This window comes from Roseibium sp. (genome assembly GCF_050301095.1).
In the GTDB taxonomy this organism is placed as follows: domain Bacteria; phylum Pseudomonadota; class Alphaproteobacteria; order Rhizobiales; family Stappiaceae; genus Roseibium.
Map to the genome: position 1 here is coordinate 1 of NZ_JBNKYW010000002.1, position 14,121 is coordinate 14,121.

At 61.0% G+C, this 14,121-nt stretch carries 15 protein-coding genes and 1 pseudogene; 6 read left to right on the top strand and 10 right to left on the bottom strand.

Annotation, left to right across the window (positions count from 1 at the left end; genetic code table 11):
* Positions 1 to 744 (bottom strand): annotated as a pseudogene (locus ACQY7U_RS00040) (excinuclease ABC subunit UvrB); the annotation flags it as partial.
* A 260-nt stretch (positions 745 to 1,004) separates the two neighbouring features.
* On the opposite strand from ACQY7U_RS00040, the gene ACQY7U_RS00045 reads away from it, so the two are divergent.
* Positions 1,005 to 1,361, top strand: a complete 357-nt coding sequence (locus ACQY7U_RS00045; RefSeq protein ID WP_428640746.1) for a hypothetical protein — start codon at positions 1,005 to 1,007, stop codon at positions 1,359 to 1,361.
* 181 nt (positions 1,362 to 1,542) lie between these two features.
* Here ACQY7U_RS00045 and betC read toward each other — a convergent pair whose 3' ends face one another.
* Positions 1,543 to 3,060 (bottom strand): choline-sulfatase, encoded by a 1,518-nt coding sequence (betC, locus tag ACQY7U_RS00050; RefSeq protein ID WP_428640748.1) that lies wholly within the window; start codon positions 3,058 to 3,060, stop codon positions 1,543 to 1,545.
* 221 nt (positions 3,061 to 3,281) lie between these two features.
* Between betC and ACQY7U_RS00055 the strand changes: the two genes are divergently transcribed.
* The gene (locus ACQY7U_RS00055) at positions 3,282 to 4,856 is read left to right on the top strand and encodes an ABC transporter substrate-binding protein (RefSeq protein WP_428640750.1); all 1,575 of its coding nucleotides are present in this window, start codon (positions 3,282 to 3,284) and stop codon (positions 4,854 to 4,856) included.
* A 245-nt stretch (positions 4,857 to 5,101) separates the two neighbouring features.
* Here ACQY7U_RS00055 and ACQY7U_RS00060 read toward each other — a convergent pair whose 3' ends face one another.
* Both ACQY7U_RS00060 and ACQY7U_RS00065 read right to left on the bottom strand, forming a co-directional pair.
* Positions 5,102 to 5,851, bottom strand: coding sequence for a substrate-binding periplasmic protein (locus ACQY7U_RS00060; RefSeq protein WP_428640752.1), 750 nt, complete (start codon positions 5,849 to 5,851; stop codon positions 5,102 to 5,104).
* A gap of 139 nt (positions 5,852 to 5,990) precedes the next feature.
* Complete coding sequence (locus ACQY7U_RS00065; protein ID WP_428640754.1) at positions 5,991 to 6,287, bottom strand: SelT/SelW/SelH family protein; 297 nt, start codon at positions 6,285 to 6,287, stop codon at positions 5,991 to 5,993.
* Positions 6,288 to 6,433: 146 nt separating this feature from the next.
* Here ACQY7U_RS00065 and ACQY7U_RS00070 point away from each other — a divergent pair, with 146 nt between their 5' ends.
* Complete coding sequence (locus tag ACQY7U_RS00070) at positions 6,434 to 7,231, top strand: choline/ethanolamine kinase family protein (protein WP_428640756.1); 798 nt, start codon at positions 6,434 to 6,436, stop codon at positions 7,229 to 7,231.
* Positions 7,232 to 7,243: 12 nt separating this feature from the next.
* On the opposite strand, the gene ACQY7U_RS00075 is transcribed toward ACQY7U_RS00070, so the two are convergent.
* The 4 genes from ACQY7U_RS00075 to ACQY7U_RS00090 form a co-directional block, all read right to left on the bottom strand.
* The gene (locus ACQY7U_RS00075) at positions 7,244 to 8,206 is read right to left on the bottom strand and encodes a heparan-alpha-glucosaminide N-acetyltransferase (RefSeq protein WP_428640758.1); all 963 of its coding nucleotides are present in this window, start codon (positions 8,204 to 8,206) and stop codon (positions 7,244 to 7,246) included.
* A gap of 94 nt (positions 8,207 to 8,300) precedes the next feature.
* Positions 8,301 to 8,426, bottom strand: a complete 126-nt coding sequence (locus ACQY7U_RS00080; RefSeq protein WP_428640760.1) for a hypothetical protein — start codon at positions 8,424 to 8,426, stop codon at positions 8,301 to 8,303.
* 290 nt (positions 8,427 to 8,716) lie between these two features.
* Positions 8,717 to 9,127 carry a DUF3775 domain-containing protein gene (locus ACQY7U_RS00085; protein WP_428640762.1) on the bottom strand — a complete coding sequence of 137 codons (411 nt, stop codon included), beginning with the start codon at positions 9,125 to 9,127 and terminating at the stop codon, positions 8,717 to 8,719.
* A gap of 564 nt (positions 9,128 to 9,691) precedes the next feature.
* Positions 9,692 to 10,261: a dihydrofolate reductase family protein gene (locus ACQY7U_RS00090; RefSeq protein ID WP_428640764.1), complete on the bottom strand. Its 570-nt coding sequence runs from the start codon at positions 10,259 to 10,261 to the stop codon at positions 9,692 to 9,694.
* Positions 10,262 to 10,343: 82 nt separating this feature from the next.
* On the opposite strand from ACQY7U_RS00090, the gene ACQY7U_RS00095 reads away from it, so the two are divergent.
* Positions 10,344 to 10,850, top strand: a complete 507-nt coding sequence (locus ACQY7U_RS00095; RefSeq protein ID WP_428640766.1) for a winged helix-turn-helix transcriptional regulator — start codon at positions 10,344 to 10,346, stop codon at positions 10,848 to 10,850.
* 83 nt (positions 10,851 to 10,933) lie between these two features.
* Here the strand turns inward: ACQY7U_RS00095 and ACQY7U_RS00100 are convergent, their stop codons facing one another.
* Together ACQY7U_RS00100 and ACQY7U_RS00105 are read right to left on the bottom strand one after the other, a co-directional pair.
* Positions 10,934 to 11,143, bottom strand: coding sequence for a hypothetical protein (locus ACQY7U_RS00100; protein ID WP_428640768.1), 210 nt, complete (start codon positions 11,141 to 11,143; stop codon positions 10,934 to 10,936).
* Between the two features lie 53 nt (positions 11,144 to 11,196).
* Positions 11,197 to 11,430, bottom strand: a complete 234-nt coding sequence (locus ACQY7U_RS00105) for a hypothetical protein (protein ID WP_428640770.1) — start codon at positions 11,428 to 11,430, stop codon at positions 11,197 to 11,199.
* Between the two features lie 287 nt (positions 11,431 to 11,717).
* On the opposite strand from ACQY7U_RS00105, the gene ACQY7U_RS00110 reads away from it, so the two are divergent.
* Complete coding sequence (locus tag ACQY7U_RS00110; RefSeq protein WP_428640772.1) at positions 11,718 to 12,557, top strand: chromate resistance protein ChrB domain-containing protein; 840 nt, start codon at positions 11,718 to 11,720, stop codon at positions 12,555 to 12,557.
* A complete protein-coding gene (gene chrA, locus ACQY7U_RS00115) occupies positions 12,554 to 13,903 on the top strand; it encodes a chromate efflux transporter (RefSeq protein ID WP_428640773.1) in 1,350 nt (449 codons plus the stop codon). The genes ACQY7U_RS00110 and chrA overlap by 4 nt, the downstream gene beginning before the upstream one ends.
* The last annotated feature ends 218 nt before the right edge of the window (positions 13,904 to 14,121 follow it).

Below are 14,121 nucleotides of genomic sequence, written 5' to 3' on the forward strand. Positions count from 1 at the left end.
GTAGGTCTTGCCCGAGCCGGTGACGCCGAGCAGAACCTGGGTCTGCTCGCCGTTTTCCATGCCCTCGACCAGGTCGGCGATGGCGGTCGGCTGGTCGCCCTTGGGGTCGTATTCCGACTTCAGGACGATCGGCACGCCGCCTTCGGATTTCTCCGGCCGCTCCGGCCGGTGCGGCACCCACAGCTCGCCATTCTTGTGCAGCGGATTGCCGCTCTCGATCAGTGCCGACAGGGCCTCCACCGTCGCGGTCGCACCCTGGTTGCCGGTCAGCTCACCGAACTTGCTCTCTTTCTTCTTCTTCCTGTTTTCCTTCTGGTGGTCCTTGAGCCGCTTTTCCAGCGTCTCGGCCTCTTCCAGCGTCATGTCGAGCCCGGCCACCGGGTTCAGCCCGCCAGCGGCCCGCTCGCGCGCGCTGTCCGCCTTGCCGATGGACGTGCCCCGTGCCGACTTCGTCGGCTTGTTTTTCTTTGAGCTCACGGCCGTACGCGCTTTGGCGCTGGCCTCCGCTGGGGCGCCCTGACCGGCCGGCGGCCGCTTGGCCTTGCCTTCGCTACGCTCCGGAGACTCATTTTCCTTGCCAACGGCTCTGGCTTCCGGCCTGTCGGCTTCCTCGGCGATCTCCGCCGCCCAGTCGCTGATGGACCCGGAAAGCGGCGTTCCGGAAAGCGGCTTCTGAGGCGCTTCGCCGAAGCCTTCTTGCGTGTCGATGTCGTCGGGAGTGGTCTTGGTCGGGCGCTTGCTCATGGCCGCAATATGGTCCGGTTGCGCGCGTGAGGAAAGGGGGCGGTTGCGGCTTTGTTCCGCTTTTTGCCACTTCCTGTCAGTCTCCTGACAACACGGTGTCAGGAAAGGTTGCGCTGAAACGCCGGAATAAGCTCAGCTATAGGCGCTGGCCTTCGCTCCGGGCGTATCCTTTCCGCTACTCCGGCACATCGCTTCGTGTTATGATTGCAACCGTTCAGGAAAGTGGAATTTTTCAACATCTTGCGCACGGGAGGCGAAAGATGAACGCTCGGACCTTGCTTGAATTGACGACGGTACTGATGGTCTTCAGCCTGGCGGCGCCTGTGTCCGCGGACCCTCTTGCACCCAATACCGGAACCGATCTGACGGCGGCGAAAATCGTCCTCGCCAGCCTGCACCGTGACCTCGCCGTTCCGCAGATACCCAACCAGTCGCCACGTCTGGTCAGCCCGGAAATCGTGCTGGACGGGCCCAAGGTGTCGGAACCGCTGCTCCAGATCGCCGGCCGCTGCGGGTCCTCGGAATATTACTGCGACTCCCCGGGCTTTCTCTACTGCTGCGGCAACGACGCCGACGGCTATTACTGCGCCGCCAATGTGAACGGCTGCACGAAGTAGGGGTGTTAGATCTGTTGGGCCTGGAGCTCTCCAGCGCACTTGCCATCCCTGCGAATGCAGGGATCCAGTTGTCACCGTCGCCCGCCCTTTGAGGCAACGCCCCGATTACCGGATCCCGGCCTTCCGCTTCGCTCCAGCCGGGATGACAAGCGCGGAACGCCGAAACCACGGCCTATCTGGTTCACTCCCCCCTCGGATACCTCTGGCTCTCTTCCACGTCATTCAGGTCCATGTGGTTGCGCATGTAGCGTTCGGAGGCTTTTTGCAGGGGTTGGTAGTCCCAGGGGAAATAGGCGCCGTTGCGAAGCGCTTCGTAGACGATCCAGCGGCGGGCCTGCGACTGGCGCACCTCCGCATCGAAGGCGGCCATGTCCCATTGCCTTCCCGCCATTTCGGCGAAATGGACGGCCTTGCCCGCGTGGGCGGGGTCGGTGGCCAGATTTGTCAGTTCGTGCGGGTCGTCGGCGAGGTTGAAGAGCTGCGGCGGGTCGAGTTCGCAGTGGACGTATTTCCAGTCGCCTTCCCGGATGCCGGCCAGAGGCGCATAGGAGGCCTCGGCGGCATATTCCATCAGGACGGGGGACGTGCGGGCCGTGCCGCCCGCCAGCGGCACCAGGCTTTCCCCGTCGGTCCAGGGCATGATCTCGCTCATGTCGATGCCGGCGAGGTCGCAGACCGTCGGCAACACGTCGAGCGTGCTGACCGGCGTTGTGATATGGGCCGGCGAAAGATCCTTGTCGGCCACCATCAGCGGCACGCGCGAGGAGCCTTCGAAGAAGGTCATCTTGAACCACAACCCGCGCTCGCCGAGCATGTCGCCGTGGTCGGAGACGAACAGGATCGTGGTTTCCTCCGTCAGGTCCATTGCATCGAGTGCATGCAGGATTTCGCCGATCTTGTCGTCAAGATAGGAGATGTTGGCGAAATAGGCGCGGCGGGACCGGCGGATGTTGTCTTCGGTGATATTGAAATTGCGCCAGTCGTTGGCGTCGAAGATCCGCTTCGAATGCGGGTCGTGATCCTCATAGGCCATTGCAGGGACTTGCGGCAGCAGATGTTCGCAATCCTCGTAGAGGTCCCAGTATTTCCTGCGGGCCACGTAGGGGTCGTGCGGGTGGGTGAAGCTGACCGTCATGCAGAACGGCCGGTCGTATTTGCCGCGGCCGTAGTCGTAGATCTTGCGCACGGCCTGGAAGGCGACGTCGTCGTCATATTCCATCTGGTTGGAGATCTCGGCCACGCCCGCACCGGTGACCGAACCCATGTTGTGATACCACCAGTCGATGCGCTCGCCCGGCTTGCGGTAGTCCGGCGTCCAGCCGAAGTCGGCCGGATAGATGTCGGTGGTCAGGCGTTCCTCGAAACCGTGCATCTGGTCCGGCCCGACGAAATGCATCTTGCCGGAAAGACACGTCGTGTAGCCCGCGCGGCGCAGATGGTGGGCGTAGGTCGGAATGTCGGAGGCAAATTCCGCGGCGTTGTCATAGACGCCCGTGCGGCGTGGCAACTGTCCGGACATGAAGCTCGCCCGTCCCGGCGCGCACAGCGGGGAGGCGGTGTAGGTGTTCTGAAACCGGACGGAGCGGGCCGCAAGATTTTTCAGGTTCGGGGCATGGAGGAAGGCCGCGGGACCGTCCGGAAACAGCGTTCCGTTCAACTGGTCGACCATCAGGATCAGAATATTCTTGCGCCTGGTCATGCAATTCCTCCATCGCGCGGAAAACCTTCGATCAACACACCAAATTTTTTTTGATTGAGCAATCAATTAAAATAACTATTCTGAATTCACTGAGCGGCATGACCTTGAGCAAATGCGACATTCCCTTGTGCAAGGAGTTGCGTCGAAGACCGTTTTTTCGCGTAATTACTTTGACATTACGCCGCTCCGGCACGCAGCAGGCTAGAAAAGGAAGAGGGGACATGACAAATCCAAATCTGCCAAACATCACATCCGGGATTTCCCGGCGCGGTATCCTGCAGGGATCGGCGGCCGTCGGGGCCATGGCGCTTGCCGGCCCGCTCGGTGCCGGCAGTGCGCATGCCCAGCCCAAGAAGGGCGGGGTCTTCCGCGTGGCTATCGCCGCGGGCAACACCAACGAAAACTATGATCCGGGTACTTGGGACAACCAATATGTCCAGGTGTTCGCGACTGCGCGCCACGGCTATCTGGTGGAAATCACCGCGGACGGTGACCTGATCGGTGAAGTCGCCGAAAGCTGGGGGGCTTCGGACGACGCCACGGTCTGGACTTTCAAGATCCGCAAAGGCGTCGAGTTTCACAGCGGCGGAACCGTTACGCCGGAAGACGTGATCGCCTCGATCGACTATCACCGCGGCGAAAAGAGTACCTCCGCGGCGAAGCCCTTCGTGCAGCCGATCAAGGACATGAAGGCCGATGGCGACAGTGTGGTCTTCACGCTGGAAGCCGGCAACGCCGACTTCCCCTTTGTCGTCAGCGACTACCACCTGCCGATCATGAAGGCCAAGGACGGCAAGCTCGATCCGACCAGCAGCGACGGCTGCGGCCCCTACAAGGTCGCCAACTACGAACCGGGTGTCATTGCCGAATTGGTCCGCAACCCCAATTACTGGAAGACGGACCGGGCCCATTTCGACGAGGTCAAGCTTCTGACCATCGTCGATCCTGCTGCCCGCCAGTCCGCCCTGCTGACCGGCAATGTGGATGTCATCGACCAGGTCGACCTGAAGACCGTCGGCCTGTTCGGGCGCGCCCCGAATGTCACCATCCTGTCGACCACGGGCACCCAGCACTACACCTTCGCCATGGACACGCGCGCTGCGCCCTTTAATGACAACAACGTCCGCATGGCGCTGAAGCATGCGGTCGACCGGCAGGGTCTCGTCGACAAGATCCTGTTCGGCTACGGCTCGATCGGCAACGATCATCCCATCAGCCCGTCGAACCGCTTCTACGCCAAGGATCTGGAACAGACCACCTACGATCCGGACAAGGCGAAATACTACCTGAAGCAGGCCGGCCTCGATTCCCTGAAGGTGAAACTGTCGGCTGCCGATGCCGCCTTCGGCGGCGCGGTTGATGCCGCCGTGCTCTATTCGAGCTCCGCGGACAAATGCGGCATCGACATCCAGCCGGTGCGCGAGCCGAACGACGGCTACTGGTCGGACGTGTGGATGAAGAAGCCGTTCTGCGCGGTCTATTGGGGTGGCCGTCCGACGGAAGACTGGATGTTCTCCACTGCCTATGCCTCCGGCGCGCCGTGGAACGACACCTTCTGGGAGAACGAGCGTTTCAACAAACTGCTTTTGGAGGCCCGTTCGGAACTCGACGACGCCAAGCGCGCAGAGATGTATGGCGAAATGCAGAACCTGGTGCGTACCGATGGCGGCGTCGTCATCCCGATGTTCGCCAGCTACGTGATGGCGCATACCAACAACGTTGCGCATCCGGAGAAGGTCGCCGCCAACTGGACCCTCGACGGCTTCCGTGCCTGCGAGCGCTGGTGGTTCGCCTAAACCTGGGAACCTGCACCAAGGCAAAGAGAAGAAGGGGCGCGGCGTGGCCGCGCCCCTTTTTCCTGATGACTGTTTGCGGCAGCCTGCGGCCGCGTTTGACGGATTGAATGCGGCGCGCGGGGTGTTTGAAACAGCGGACACGGCAACAGACACGGCAGCCTTAGGACTGGCGGCCGAACCACCGGCCGGCGCTACTCGGCGGCAAGGCACTTCGTGAAAGAGACACGGCAGCTCCGGCTGCCGGGCTACTGCGTCAGACGCCGTGGCGGTTGTTCCACACGGGTGTCCTCGGCCCGTTGATAATATCTGTCGAGGGCCGACTGCAGCCGGTCGATCAGGGCTCTGTCCGTGCCGGGGTTGCAGGCAAGGGACAGGTCCACCTCCTTGACGGTGAAGACGTTCTCGATCTCGATGCCCTGCTCTTTCGCAACGTAAGGGGCCGACAGCAGGCCGCCCAGCCACAGAAGCGTGTTGCCGTTTCGAAGCATCTTCGGGTTCAGCCCGTCATCGTCCACCAGAACGAGTTCCGGGTGTCCGGCCTGTTGCACTTCCACCGTGCTCGTCCAGCCGGCGACCGCGCCTGTCGGATATTTGAAACTGTCCTCGATCGAAGTGATGGAGATTTTGCTGCCTTTCAGGGCGAAAAAGGCGTAGCCGTCGATCTCGAGCGGACCGACCCACAGGAAGTTGGGCTCGCGCAGCGAGGTTCTCCATAGGGCCAGAAAGCAGTTACCGGGGGACTTCTTGACAGCCAGCAGTCCGCGGTTGAACGGACGCAAGCGCAGGTCCAGGGAAATGTCCGCCCTTTTTGCGATCTTCCGAAGAAGCTCCGCCACGATACCCGTCACGTTTCCGTTGCCGTCAATCTGATAAAGCGGGCTGTAGTTCTCGGTGTAAATAACAAGTTCTGGTTGTTTTGCATTCGTTGCGACGCAAGAAAGAGTCCAGAAGAAAATCAGTAATCCAGCATGAAAAAACGCTCTTGATGCGTGCATTTTAAACTCTGACTGCTTGGAGTCGAACCCGAGTTTCTGATGATTTGCATCAAAAACTCGAGATATTATAGCCGAGTTCAAGATAAAGGGCAGTATTGCAAAATGTTCGGAGGATGGTCCTTTTTCCGAGGCGCAAATCCTAGGGCGCTTCGGGTCTGTCAGAATGTCCCAGGTCCCTGTCCGGCCAAAGGAGATCGCGCAGCCTTTGCTTCAGCACCTTGGCCTCCGGAAAACCGCCATCCGTCTTCCGGTCCCAGACAACCGTACCGTCGCAGATAATCGTGAAGGTACCGCCCGTTCCCGGAACGAGCGTGACGGCGCCGGTCTCCTCGGAAAAAGTGGAAAGGATTTCCTGGGCCATCCAGGCGGAGCGCAGCAGCCAATTGCATTGGCGGCAATAGGTTATGATGATATGGGGTGACGGCACGTTCGACATGGCGTCCGCTCTCCTTTTTGAACAATCCGGTCTTACTGCTTGTGTCACAGTCTTCCGCCAACAGACCAGATGTCCTTCCTGACGAAGTGACCGCCGCCGTTCGGAATAATCCGGCTCTCGGTGACCTCTTCGGGACAGTGGCATGCGTGCAGTTGCAGGCAGGACTGACCAACCGGGTCTACCGCCTGGAAGCGGAGCGCGGTACTTTTTTTCTTCGGCTGCCGGGTGCCGAAACGCAGGAGCGTGTCGACAGGGCCGTCGAAGCCGGCAACATCGAAGTTGCCGCCGCCCTGGATCTGGCGCTGCCTCCGGTATTTTGCCGGCAGGACACCGGCATCCTCGTAACCCGCGCGGTGGAGGTGATCGATGGCAGGCCGCCGGACTTCCCGACGGAGCTGGGCACACTGGTCGGACGCCTTCACGGAAGCAATACCAGGTTTTCCGGATCGCTCGACCTTCCGGCGATCGTCCAGTCGTATCGGCAGCTGCTTTCTTCGAAACCGGATTTAGCAGCCGAGCTGGCCGCGCTTGACGGTTTGCTGGATACACTGATCGCGCAGGAGGAGCTCCTGTCCAGCCAACTGCTGGTGCCAAGTCACTGCGATCTTTCCCCGGGGAACTGCCTTTCGACTCCTGATGGCGTGCGGCTCATCGACTGGGAGTTCTCAGCGATGGCCGATCCCGCCTGGGATCTTGCCTATGCCATCTTGGAACACGGTTTCTCGCAGGATCAGGAAGATGCCTTTCTGGAAGCCTACCGCTTCGGCCGACCTTCGTGCGATTGTCCTTCGCGGCGCCATCTCGATTTCATGAAAGCCGGATGCGACGCGGTTTCAGCGCTCTGGGCGTTCGAACAGGTGATGAGGGGGAGAGACCGCAACGCGTTTATACCCTTTGCGCGTGAAAGACGGGAGAGGGCACTCACCCGCCTTCGGCCAGAGTGAACCGGAGTGCGTTCAGTCGGACTGCCCGGGAACAAGCGCCGGGTCGGCGAGGCATTGTGCGTAAGCATCGTTCATCTGCAGGCGAAGGGTCTGGTCTGTCGGGTCGCTGTTGAGCGCGGTCCAGATGCGACCAGCCTTCAGATGTTTCAGCGTGCAACTGCATGCCGCCTCGCAGCTCACTTCGTTTCCGAGGTTTACCTGGCAGGCAGCCGTGCAGTTGCGGACAAAGGCAGCACCTGCCGGATCGGCGCCCGGTCCCAACAGTGTGGCAGACCAGACAAGTCCGTAAAGCACCGGCTGATGCAACAGGTAAACCGGCAGGGAATGGCGCCCGAGAAACCTGGAGATCCGTCCCGCGCGCCCGTCCAGGCGGAAGACTGCAAGTTTTTCCCAGACATGCGCTCCCCGGAATATCCGAGATGCCGACAGGCCCGCCAGGGTGACACCCGCCCAAGGCGCAACCGGCACGTAGTCGACACTGGCAAATTCCGGAGTTCCAAGTCCCGTCCATAGCCACAGCTGGCCGTTGAAAACCGGCGAACCGGCCCAGGCCGGCAGGGACAGAAGGAAAACGGCGCCCGCCGCCCCTACCCAGAACGGCAGGCGGGTGAAGGGCAGGGCAATCACACTGGCGGCGGCGATGGAATGAAGAATGCCGAACCGCACGTAGGTGTTGCCGAAGGTGAAATAGGTGACCAGAGACACGGCTGCCGCGGCAACGACGATAACGGCCAGCCGGCGCCGGAATGGGCGCCAGCGAATGCCCTTGTGATGAGCCAGATCGAGGCTGACACCAGCGAGGAAAAGAAAACTGCCTGCGATCAGTGCTGCGAAAACGCGCCAGCCGCTTCCGTGGGCCACCGGCCAGTCGACAAAGCCGAACCAGGAGAGGTCCCAGGAGAGGTGGTAGAGGGCCATGGCGACAACGGCGAGGCCGCGGGCGAAATCAAGCACGGCCAGGCGCGAATAGGGCATGTCTCAGAGACCGTTGGTGAGAAGTTCAAACATCCTTGCGGCGATCCGGGGCCGGTGGATCAGAGTGCCGGGATGCCTGAATGTGCAGAGCAACCTAGCTGCTGAAGGCGACGACCAGAGTGGTGATCAGGGCAGTCGCGGCGAGCATGGCGCCCACGAATGGCCACGGCGATGGCCGGTGGACGGTGAACACATCGCGATTTGCCGGGTCATGCAACATTGCCCTCAACTCCCCCCAACATGCTTTCCTGGCGATCAGCCTGCCTGCCGTCATGCTTGTTCACGACGCGGCCGGGGATCGCACCCCACCTTCATTGGAAAGGCAGAGTGCGCGAAAGCGGGAAGCACGGGAAGATGGTAAATGAATTCCAAACCTGTTTTCCCAAGAATTCCGTCAGGCTGTGGAGGAGATGGCCAAACAACGGCCACGGGGATTGACCTTTGCGATGCTCTCGGGATTCGAAGTGACGTGCGGCTCCAGGCCCGGGGGCCTGTCAGCTGTGTCTGGTATTACAGGTCAAGTGCATCAAGACCCGCTTCCAGGAGGTCGGCCAGCATCGGCATTCCGAGGAGATAGGTCGCGGTGGAGCCAACCGCGCGTTCGCGGGCTTCCTGCACCGCTGTTTCGAAGTCGTCGGCATCGAAATCGCCCCGGCCGATCCAGGTGATCGCCACCAGTTCGGCGGCTTCGTCGACATTCAGGTCTTCGATCAGCTCGCGCAGTTCCTCGTCCGACAGGTCGTCGTGTTCCTCTTCGGCCAGGCCGTCGTGGTTATGGCCTTCCTCGAGCGTATCGGCGTCGAATTCCACGTCGCCTTCATGGCCGTCCTCGAAGGCATCCTGAAGCGTGGAGGCGACGGACCGTGCCTTCTGTGCAAGCACGCGGATTGTGTCCGCGGAAATGGAGAGATCGACGTCCATGGCTGCCTCCGACAAACCTCTCCTATCTTTATCGGCCCAACTTGCGTCGTTGGCAATGGTCATGATGCGGGTTCCTCCTGTTGGGCCTTGGGGATTTTCCCCAGGGTTATCCCCTGTCTTTTCGTCTGCTCAACGTCTTTCGAGTTAATTGCCGGTATCATATCCGCCAAGTTCCCGAACGGTCTTGCAGACCGGTTTAACTGTTGCTTTACTTGCCAGACGAACAAATTCCCGTCCTTGACCCGGATCAATTCGAACGGACGAAAGCAGGCCATCGAGGCCGGGCCTGCGGCACCTTTCGAATCGACTTGTCCGATGGTGGTGCAAGGGGAGCGGATAACCGGGGGCGGACCGGGCACCTGGGGTCCGGCATTCACACGCAGGGTGTGAAGCCGGACCCCTGCTTTTTGCGGGTCTGCTTGCCGTCATCCGAAGGGCCGGGCGATTTCATCCGCTGACTGCGATGGCTTGCGCCTGCGGTGGCACCACACCACGGCGCGCAACACGTCTTGAGGGCAGGTGAAACAGCTCCGGTCGATGGATCCGACATTTCCAGGACGTGCTCTAACTTACGGCATAACGTGTGAGCACCGCCCCGGTATCCATCTGGCAGACTTCCTGAAGCTGCAGTGTCGCGCGCAGTCCGTGCCCGTCGAACAGCCTTGTGCCGTACCCGAAGAGCTCGGGAAGTGTCAGCAGCCAGATTTCGTCAACCAGTCCGGATCTGAGGGCGGACTGCGCGGTGATGGCGCCTGAAAAGATCACCATGTCCTTGCCGTCCTTCTGTTTCTCCTGGCGGATAACTTCTTCGAGCGGAGCGGCCGCGAGTTCGCTGTTTTCCCATGCGGAAGTATCCTGAAGGGTTCGGGAGAAAACGATCTTGCGGCTCTTGTTCATGAAACGGCCCAGCTGCCGGGTCGGCTCGGGCATTTCGTCATTCGTGTCCGTTCCCGGCCAGAACTCGGCCATCTTTTCCCAGGATGTGCGCCCGTAGAGAAGCGTGTCGAAAGCCAGAGGCATCCGGGCCGTCCAGGCATCGAGATCGTTGGACCATTCCGGTCCGATGAACTCGCCCCCCGCAGCATTGATGAAACCGTCCAGGCTTTGAAACATTGAAACAACCAGTTTTCTCATCTTTCAATCCACTTGCAAATTGCAACTGGTTGATTTGATGCCGCAACTGCGTGCAATATGCAAGCAGAATTTGGAGGACTGCATGGACGGCCGTTCCGGGTGCGCGATCAATCTGTCAATCGAGGTCCTGGGAGACCGCTGGAGCATGATCATTCTGCGCGACATCATGTTCGGGAATTTCCGCAGCTATCGCGAGCTTCTGACCCATTCGCTGGAAGGGATCGCCACCAACATCCTGGCCGCCAGGCTGAAGCACCTGGAGGCGGAAGGGCTGGTCACGATCGCGGCTGACCCGCAGCACAAACAGCGGAAGATCTACAGCCTGACAGAAAAATCCATCGCGCTCGTTCCGGTTCTGGCGCAATTGGGGGCCTGGGGCGTCAGGTTCCTGTCCCCGGCGCCGGAACTGGCTGTGCGTGCCAGGGTCCTGGCTGAAGGAGGCCCGGACATGTGGGAGGACTTCATGGACGAGTTGCGCGAAATCCACCTGGGCATTGCCCGGCCGGCAGGAAGCCGGTCCGTTCTGGCAGAACTTCAGGATGCCTATCTGGCGGAACTACAGAAGATCGAGGCGGCCAGGAAGGCCTGAAAAGAAAGGTCCGGAGCTATGGACGCAAGCTCCGGAACCTGCTGGTGTTGGACGGCAGGCGCCGGCCTCGGAATTGCCAGGGCTCAGGGATGCGGCAAGGTTTGGGTGACCTTGCTGCCCTGAGGCAGGTCCTTGTCTGTCCGCCCATGCGGATTGGCCATGGCGGCTGCGACCATCAAGGCGGCAGCCAGGAGAATTCCAAGGAAGATGGCCTGGAGCAGCGGGCGCGCCGCGTTGAAATTGCTTTTGCAGGCCGTTGCGTCTCTGTCTGGGGACTTTGCAATACGGGGCATGATTGAAACCGTCTGGTGGTGATCCGCAAACTGCCGGAGCACGGGCGTGTCTGCTACTTTATGCGGCTGGACGCGTTGGCGAAGTCGCCGTAGAGCCGGCGGCCAAGATGTCGTGTCAGGGCGACCATCGCGGCAAAAGCGATGAGCGGCGGCAGGAGCCTCGGCTCATAGGCAAGGGACATGAGCGTCAGCGAAGCGGTTGCCAGCAGATACAGCAATGCCGCCGGGAAGCCTGTCCGCAAGGATTGCGTCTGCCGTGCATTTCTATCCGGGTCGTTTACCTGCATGGGTGCCTCCTACATGCTTGACGTGATCACTGTCGGTGGCAAATGCGCCCGCAGGCAGTCGCCAATTGGGCGCCAGCGGTGTGATTTCTTGACGATTTTGCGGCGGCGGCCTGCGTCCGGAGGTGGACAGGGAGATTCATTGACTTGCCGGGACCTCGTGACTAGAGTCCGCCCATGGGGTTGCGAACGCCCCGTGAGGCTTAGGCTCAAGTTTCGCGACGGATGAGCACTTCCCGGCCTGACAAGTCCGGCGGAGTTGATATCTTTCGCATACGTGAGGAGCCGACATGCCTGCACCGAATGAAATCACCACCTCGCAACTTTTTCGACTGATCGGCACGCCTGAGTGTCCGGCAATCGTCGACATTTCCATTGATCCGGACTTTAACGAGGATCCGTATCTTGTCCCCGGTTCCTTCCGGCATTCGCACAAGGACCGGGCGGAATTGCTCCGGAAACTTGCTGGCCGGAAGTGTGTGGTCGTCTGCCAGCGCGGCATCAAGCTCAGCCAGGGCCTCGCTGCCTGGCTGCGCTGCGAAGGCGTGGAGGCGGAGTACCTGTCCGGGGGCATGTACGCCTGGCGTGCCGCAGAAGGCGCCATGCGCATTCCGGCGTCTGCCATACCCGCGCGCGTGGACGGGGCCACCTTGTGGGTTACCCGGCACCGGCCGAAAATCGACCGGATCGCCTGTCCTTGGCTGATCCGCCGGTTCGTGGATCCGGCTGCCCGGTTCTTGTACGTTTCGCCGTCCGAGGTACTGGGCGTCGCCGACAGGTACGGAGCAACACCCTTCGATGTGGAGGGTGTCCATTTCTCACACCGGGGAAATGATTGCAGCTTCGATACGATGATCGGAGAATTCGGTCTTCATTGCGAGGCTCTGGAACGCCTTGCGGCGGTCGTCCGGGCCGCCGACACGAACAGACACGATATGGTTCCACAGGCCGCCGGTTTGCTGGCAGTCTCCGTCGGCCTCTCCCGGCAGTATTCCGACGATCTGAAACAGCTTGAAGCCGGAATGACCGTTTATGATGCGCTGTACCGGTGGGCACGTGACGGTTATGAGGAAGGCCACGACTGGATTCCATCGGCGACTTCCGCCGGAGGGGAAGGCACGGCACAATGAACCCGGACCATATGGCGATGCAGGACAGCAACACATTCGCGGATGGCGGGGAGGGGGGACACATCGCCTCCCGGCCCTCGCTCGGGGCTCTGATCCGCGTCTTTGCGCGGATCGGGATCCTCTCTTTCGGCGGACCGGCAGCCCAGATTGCGCTTATGCATCGCGAAATCGTCGAAGACCGGAACTGGCTGTCCGAACAGACCTATCTGAACGCCCTGTCCTTCTGCATGCTGTTGCCCGGGCCGGAAGCCATGCAACTGGCCACCTACACCGGCTGGCGCCTGCACGGTACGCTCGGTGGCCTCGTTGCCGGTCTTCTCTTCGTTCTGCCCGGAGCGGCCCTGATCCTGGCCCTGGCGATGCTCTACGTGAACTTCGGCGGCGTCCCGCTTGTTCAGTCGCTGTTTCTGGGCGTCAAGGCAGCTGTGCTGGTCATCGTGATCGAAGCGCTGCTGCGTATTTCCCGCCGGGCGCTCAAGATGCGGTTTCACTGGTGGATCGCCGGACTGGCCTTCGCGGCGCTCTTCGTTTTCGACGCACCTTATCCGCTGGTGGTTGTCGCCGCCGGCTTGGTGGGGCTTTTACTGGCAAGGCCGCGGGAAACCGCGCCGCCGGACGTTCTGGGAAAGGCCGTTCCGCTCAGGCGCACCGCTGCAACAGTGCTCGTCTGGATGGGGCTCTGGCTGGTGCCGCTCCTGCTGCTGGAATACGTGTTACCGGGACACGTGCTGGGAGAAATCGGCCGTTTCTTCTCCGTCCTGGCAACCGTCACATTCGGCGGTGCCTACGCCGTGCTCGCCTATATGGCGCAGGAAGCCGTCAGCGGCTACGGCTGGCTTACCGCCCCGGAAATGGCCGACGCGCTCGGTCTGGCGGAAACCACTCCCGGCCCGTTGATCCTCGTGACCGAGTTCGTCGGGTTTCTTGCTGCCGCCCGCGGCACGAACGGGACGCCCGACATGTTTCTGGGCGCGCTCGGGGCGGCGGTCACGCTCTGGGTCACCTTTGTGCCCTGCTTTCTGTGGGTCTTTGCCGGCGCTCCCTATATCGAGAGGCTGCAGCATCAGCCACGCCTGAAAGGAGCGCTGGACGCGATTACCGCTGCTGTCGTGGGAGTGATCCTGAACCTCTCCCTCTGGTTCGCCCTGCAGGTGATGTTCGCATCGGTCGCACGTCTGCCCATGGGGCCGGCCCAGCCCTGGATTCCGGACCTTGCGACCGTTGACTGGCGGGTGCCTGTCCTTTCGGCCGTTGCGGGGGTCCTGCTCTTGCGGTTCCGCATGGGGATTGTGTTCGCGCTTGCCGGAACCGCGCTCTGCGGGCTTCTGCTCGAGTATCTTCTTTGATGAACGAACCCGGAACTGCCGTTGCTGGAGATTAATATTAAATATTTGTAAAATTGACGAGGAAGATTTTAGTAAAAACAAGAATTACCTAGCGTAAAGCTTGTCACAAATGCCAATTCGGTCTGATTCTATGTCGTTGTTTCAGTCTTTGTTTGCAATTTCAGCCCATACTTGTGGCTGAAAAATTCTTCAATGAACGGGTCAGGCACGGAATGACG

Excerpts from the sequence above, each read along its gene's own strand:
- chrA (WP_428640773.1), top strand. The coding sequence starts at position 12,554 with ATGAACCCGGACCATATGGCGATGCAGGACAGCAACACATTCGCGGAT.
- ACQY7U_RS00100 (WP_428640768.1), bottom strand. The coding sequence starts at position 11,143 with ATGCCCCGTATTGCAAAGTCCCCAGACAGAGACGCAACGGCCTGCAAA.
- ACQY7U_RS00080 (WP_428640760.1), bottom strand. The coding sequence starts at position 8,426 with ATGTTGCATGACCCGGCAAATCGCGATGTGTTCACCGTCCACCGGCCA.
- ACQY7U_RS00105 (WP_428640770.1), bottom strand. The coding sequence starts at position 11,430 with ATGCAGGTAAACGACCCGGATAGAAATGCACGGCAGACGCAATCCTTG.
- ACQY7U_RS00090 (WP_428640764.1), bottom strand. The coding sequence starts at position 10,261 with ATGAGAAAACTGGTTGTTTCAATGTTTCAAAGCCTGGACGGTTTCATC.
- ACQY7U_RS00110 (WP_428640772.1), top strand. The coding sequence starts at position 11,718 with ATGCCTGCACCGAATGAAATCACCACCTCGCAACTTTTTCGACTGATC.
- ACQY7U_RS00060 (WP_428640752.1), bottom strand. The coding sequence starts at position 5,851 with ATGCACGCATCAAGAGCGTTTTTTCATGCTGGATTACTGATTTTCTTC.
- ACQY7U_RS00055 (WP_428640750.1), top strand. The coding sequence starts at position 3,282 with ATGACAAATCCAAATCTGCCAAACATCACATCCGGGATTTCCCGGCGC.
- ACQY7U_RS00095 (WP_428640766.1), top strand. The coding sequence starts at position 10,344 with ATGGACGGCCGTTCCGGGTGCGCGATCAATCTGTCAATCGAGGTCCTG.
- betC (WP_428640748.1), bottom strand. The coding sequence starts at position 3,060 with ATGACCAGGCGCAAGAATATTCTGATCCTGATGGTCGACCAGTTGAAC.
- ACQY7U_RS00065 (WP_428640754.1), bottom strand. The coding sequence starts at position 6,287 with ATGTCGAACGTGCCGTCACCCCATATCATCATAACCTATTGCCGCCAA.
- ACQY7U_RS00085 (WP_428640762.1), bottom strand. The coding sequence starts at position 9,127 with ATGGACGTCGATCTCTCCATTTCCGCGGACACAATCCGCGTGCTTGCA.
- ACQY7U_RS00075 (WP_428640758.1), bottom strand. The coding sequence starts at position 8,206 with ATGCCCTATTCGCGCCTGGCCGTGCTTGATTTCGCCCGCGGCCTCGCC.
- ACQY7U_RS00045 (WP_428640746.1), top strand. The coding sequence starts at position 1,005 with ATGAACGCTCGGACCTTGCTTGAATTGACGACGGTACTGATGGTCTTC.